We start from the raw sequence: 4,568 nt of genomic DNA, 5'->3' as shown, positions 1-4,568 counted from the left end.
TCGCGCACGAGCCGAGCGAGATCGAGCTGTCGGATTACGTGTTTCCGGGCGGGGCCGTCGACATCGACGAGGCGGCGGCGTGGCCGCGCCACGGGGTGCTCATCGACGTGCGGGCCGCCGAGAGGTTCCGCGGAGAGGTGGAGCCGATGGATCCGATCGCCGGACACATCCCCGGCGCAGTGAACATGCCGGCAGCGGAATACGTCGATCCGGTGACCGGCGTCTTCCGGTCGCCTGACGAGATCCGGGCGGCGTTCGCCGAGGTCGGCGCGGGGGACGGACAGCCGGCGGCCGCCTACTGCGGGTCGGGCGTGACAGCGGCGCAGGCCGCGCTGGCGGCTGCGGTGGCCGGCGTCGAGGTGGCGGTCTATCCCGGTTCGTGGAGCCAGTGGTCGAACACGCCCGGCCGGCCGGTGGCGACGGGGGCGTGACCCGTCACCCGGAGGTTCACGCGATGCCGAGCAGTACGGATGCGACGACAGCGAGCACCACGCCCGCCAGCTGCACGAGGCTCAGCCGCTCGCGCAGCACGATCCAGGCGAGCACGATCGTCGAGACCGGGTAGAGGTTGTTGAGCACCGCGACGACGGCGAGATCGCCGGTGTGCAGCGCGGTCATCACCGCGGCGTTCGCCGCTGCCGTGAACGTGCCGGACGCGACTCCCAGTCGCAGGCCGACGGACGGCTTGCGCTCGAGCGTGCGGATCGAGCTGCTCGACACGTCGATGTCGGGTCCGTGCGGCGTGCCCACCACGTCGGCGGGGGCATCCAGCCCCGACAGCCAGCGCGCGATCGTCGGGGAGACCGCGGCCAGCCCGATCAGCAGCACGAGCAGGAGGGCGGAGACCGCGCTGTCGAGGAATGCCGGGATCAGCTGCGAACTCGCCGGTGGTCCGTCGAGGGCGACGATGCACAGCCCGAACGAGAGTCCGGAGATGACCGTGTAGAGCAGCGTCTTGCCGCGCACGCCCCGCGCGGTGCCACCGTGCTGGGAGCCCGCGAGCACCGACCCGATGACGGCGATCGTGATGGCGGTCCACGCCAGCGGGCTGAGCTGCGCGCCGAACAGCACCGACCACAGCACCGGGACGGCGGAGTTGAGCAGGGCGATCAGCGGCGCGATGATCGAGATCGGGCCGACGGCGAGCGCCGCGTAGAACGTGAGGAAGCCGGATGCCGCGAACAGCCCGGCGAGCGATCCGCTCAGAAGCGTCGCCGCCGACCACTCGCCGCCCGTGATCAGCAGCACGAAGCCGAGGAGCACCGTGGCGACGACGCACGTCGTGAGCGTGGTGGGGAAGACCCGCCACCGCCGGGCGGACAGGCCGCCGAGGAAGTCGCCGACACCGTACGTGATCGCGGCGGTGAGTGCGAGGAGGACCGACACGGATATCAGGGCAGCAGGGTGACTTTGCCGTCGACGCCGGCATACACGACCCGGTGCGCCTCCGCCGCCTGCGCGAGCGGGAACGAGGGGCCGAGCTCGACCGAGAAGGCCCCGGCCGCCATCAGCGCGAGCGTGACCGGCATGGCCTCCACGCGCCAGGCCTCCTGCTGAGCGGTGAGCGGATGCGGTGCGCCTCCCGAGTACGCCTGGATGCCGAGACCGGCGGCATCCGCTCCGCGCACGAGCGTCGCGATGCGGTCGGTGTCCGCCAGCAGCGCCAGTGAGGCGTCGAGTGCCTCGTCGGTGCCGGCCGCGTCGATGATGACCGTCACCCCGGCCGGGTCGGCATCCTTCACGCGGTCGACGAGGCCGTCGCCGTACACGATCGGAGTGGCGCCCAGCTCGCGGACGCGGTCGAAGCGCCGCGGCGAGGCCGTCGCGAGCACGGTCGCGCCCCACAGCGTCGCGAACTGGATGGCGGCCTGGCCGACCGCGCCCGAACCGCCGTGGATCAGCAGGGTGTCGGCCGCGGTGACATCCAGCGAACGCAGGGCCTGGTACGCGGTGCCGGCCGGGATGCCGATCGCGGCGCCCTCCGCGGCCGTGACCTGCGGCGGCCGGGGCAGCACGTGGGCGGCCGGCACCACGACGTCCGTCGCGTAGAGGCCGGTCGCGCCGAAGAGCACCACCTCGTCGCCGACGGCGAACCCCTCGACGCCGGCGCCCACGGCGGTGATGCGCCCGGCGCCGTCGGAGCCGGGCCGACGAGGCGTGGTGATGGCGCCGGTCTTGCGCAGGCCGCTGCGCTGCTTCCAGTCGACCGGGTTCACGCCGGCGGCGTCGATGCGCACGCCGAGCTCGCCGGGACCGGGTTCGGGCGCCTCCACATCGGCGAGGGTGAGCACCTCGGGACCGCCGAACTCGGTGTACTGGATCACGCGTGCCATGGCCTGCGCCCTTCGATCGTGTTTCTGTACCGGCTGGACTGCTGGTTCAGTCTATTCCCGGAGCGCCTTCTGGATGCGCTGGAGCGACACCGGCTCGGCGGTGCCGAGGGTCTGGGCGAACAGGCTCACCCGGTATTCCTCCAGCAGCCAGCGCACGTGGACGAGCCCGCCCGCAGCATCCGGAGCCGGCGGGATCGTCCCGCCCGCCTCGGCGTACAGCACCGCTGCGCGCTCGAACTCGGTCTGCCGCTGCCGGTCGCGACCGGGTGAGTCCGGCAGTGCTGCGACCCGAAGGAGGGCGCCCTGCAGGTACCGCGGGAGGTGCTGCAGCCGCGCGATGCCGGTGGCGGACACGAACCCGGGATGGACGAGCCCCGCCAGCTGCGCCTTCACGTCGCCGAGCGCCGCGAGCAGCGTGAGCGCGTTCCGGCCCTTCACGGCGCGTTCGACGTCGCGGTGCAGGGTGAGGATGCGGGCGCACAGCGACACCGCCTGGAAGAGCTCGTCGACCACGCGTGCACCGAACGCGTCGCGGGCGCGGGCGAACTCCGCGGCGGTGCGGATCGGGCCGGGCGCTCCGAGGGTCTCGTCGATGATGCGGTCCGACACCGCGGCGCGGGCATCCTCGACGAGTGCGCGGGCCGAGGGGTACGGGGATGCCGCCAGCGCGAGCTTCTCAGGTGCGGTGAGGTGGTCGAGCACGTACGAGGCCGGGGAGGGGCTCGACAGCAGGATCAGCCGCCGCGCGCCGGCGCGCGTTCTGGCGGCGGCGATCCCCGGGTCGGCCTCGATGCGCACGCTCACGCTGTCGCCGTCGTCGACGAGTGCGGGGTAGCCGCGCACCACGCCGCCGGCGACGCGGGTGTCGACGACGTCGGGCAGGTCGTCGAGGTCCCAGGCCGTGAGCCCGGAGCGTTCGATCACCCGGGAGTCGCGGTTCGCGTCTGCCCGTCCGCCGGACGGGCCGGTGGCGGATCCGCCGTGCGGCGCGCGTGGCGCGGGGCCCGCCGGGCCCGGACGGGACGTGCTGTCCCGGGAGATCGACCGGGACACGGCACTGCGGGCCCGGTCGGACAGCCGTGCCTGCAGGGCGGCCAGGTCTCGGTCCGAGCCCGCCGCGCGGCCGCGCTCGTCGACGGCGCGGAAGGCGATCTGCAGATGCTCCGGCACCCGCACGAGATCGAAGTCGGCGCCCGAGACCGGCTGGTTCGCGACCCGCTGGATGCGGGCGGCGAGCGCGTCGCGGAGAGACCGGGGCGGCATCCCGTCGTGGGATTCGGGACCGTCCGCGGCGATCTCCTCGGCGAACTTCGCGCCCCAGTCCGCCGCGGGCACGACGTGCCGCCGGATCGTCTTGGGGAGGGCGCGGATGAGCGCGGCGATGAGCTCGTCGCGCATGCCGGGCACCTGCCAGTCGAAGCCGTCCGGACGCAGCTGGGCGAGAAGGGCGAGGGGCACCACTGCGGTGACGCCGTCGTCCGCCGCCCCGGGTTCGAACCGGTACGCCAGGGACAGCACCTGGTCCCCCTGGCGCCATCGGGTCGGGAAGTCGCGCTCGTCGGTGCGGGACACCTCGTCGAGCAGATCCGCCTCGGCCATGTCGAGCAGCCGCGGCGTGCGGACGGAGGCATCCTTCCACCAGGCCTCGAACGAGCGCACGTCGAACACATCGTGGGGGAGGCGGGCGTCGTAGAACGCGTAGACGGCTTCGTCGCCGACGAGGATGTCGCGGCGGCGCTCGCGCTCCTCGATCTTCTCGAGCTTGCGGCGCAGCTCGAGGTTGCGCCGCCAGAACGCGGTGAGCCGCTTGTCGAGGTGGGCCGGCTCCCACTCGCCGTCGACGAGCGCGTGCCGCAGGAACAGCTCGCGAGCCAGCGGCCGGTCGATGCGGGCGAGCTGTACCCGTCGGCGCGGGACGATCTCGACCCCGAACAGGGTCACCTTCTCGGCGGCGACGGCGGCGCCGGCATCCTTCGACCAGTGCGGATCGCTGAGGCTGCGCTTGGCGAGGTCGCCGGCGAGCGGCTCCGCCCAGGCCGGGTCGATCACGGCGACCGTGCGGGCGTACAGGCGGGACGTCTCGACGAGCTCGGCGGCCATCAGCGCCTGCGCGCGGGTGCGGCGCAGGGACGATCCGGGGAAGACGGCGAAGGTGGCGCCCCGCGCGCCCCGGTACTGCGCCTGCTGCCGGCGCGCATCGGCGGGCTTGCCGGCGCGCCTGTCCTTCGTGGCCGG

Annotated in this window: 4 protein-coding genes; 1 reads left to right on the top strand and 3 read right to left on the bottom strand. The window is 73.6% G+C overall.

Features of this window, described 5'->3' with window-relative positions:
• Positions 1-431: sulfurtransferase (locus tag VJR25_RS13145; protein ID WP_324115733.1), on the top strand; the 431-nt coding region annotated here is incomplete at its 5' end.
• Positions 432-447: 16 nt separating this feature from the next.
• On the opposite strand, the gene VJR25_RS13140 is transcribed toward VJR25_RS13145, so the two are convergent.
• The 3 genes from VJR25_RS13140 to VJR25_RS13130 all read right to left on the bottom strand — a co-directional run.
• Positions 448-1,386 carry an EamA family transporter gene (locus tag VJR25_RS13140; protein WP_324115731.1) on the bottom strand — a complete coding sequence of 313 codons (939 nt, stop codon included), beginning with the start codon at positions 1,384-1,386 and terminating at the stop codon, positions 448-450.
• A 5-nt stretch (positions 1,387-1,391) separates the two neighbouring features.
• Positions 1,392-2,333 carry an NADP-dependent oxidoreductase gene (locus VJR25_RS13135; RefSeq protein ID WP_324115730.1) on the bottom strand — a complete coding sequence of 314 codons (942 nt, stop codon included), beginning with the start codon at positions 2,331-2,333 and terminating at the stop codon, positions 1,392-1,394.
• 51 nt (positions 2,334-2,384) lie between these two features.
• Positions 2,385-4,568 (bottom strand): DUF3418 domain-containing protein (locus VJR25_RS13130; protein ID WP_324115728.1); only part of this gene is annotated, 2,184 nt, incomplete at its 5' end.

Source organism: Microbacterium sp., assembly GCF_035277845.1.
Lineage (GTDB): Bacteria > Actinomycetota > Actinomycetes > Actinomycetales > Microbacteriaceae > Microbacterium.
Note: the sequence above shows the minus strand (reverse complement) of the source record. Positions and strands in the feature narration are given on the sequence as shown.

Excerpts from the sequence above, each read along its gene's own strand:
- VJR25_RS13135 (WP_324115730.1), bottom strand. The coding sequence starts at position 2,333 with ATGGCACGCGTGATCCAGTACACCGAGTTCGGCGGTCCCGAGGTGCTC.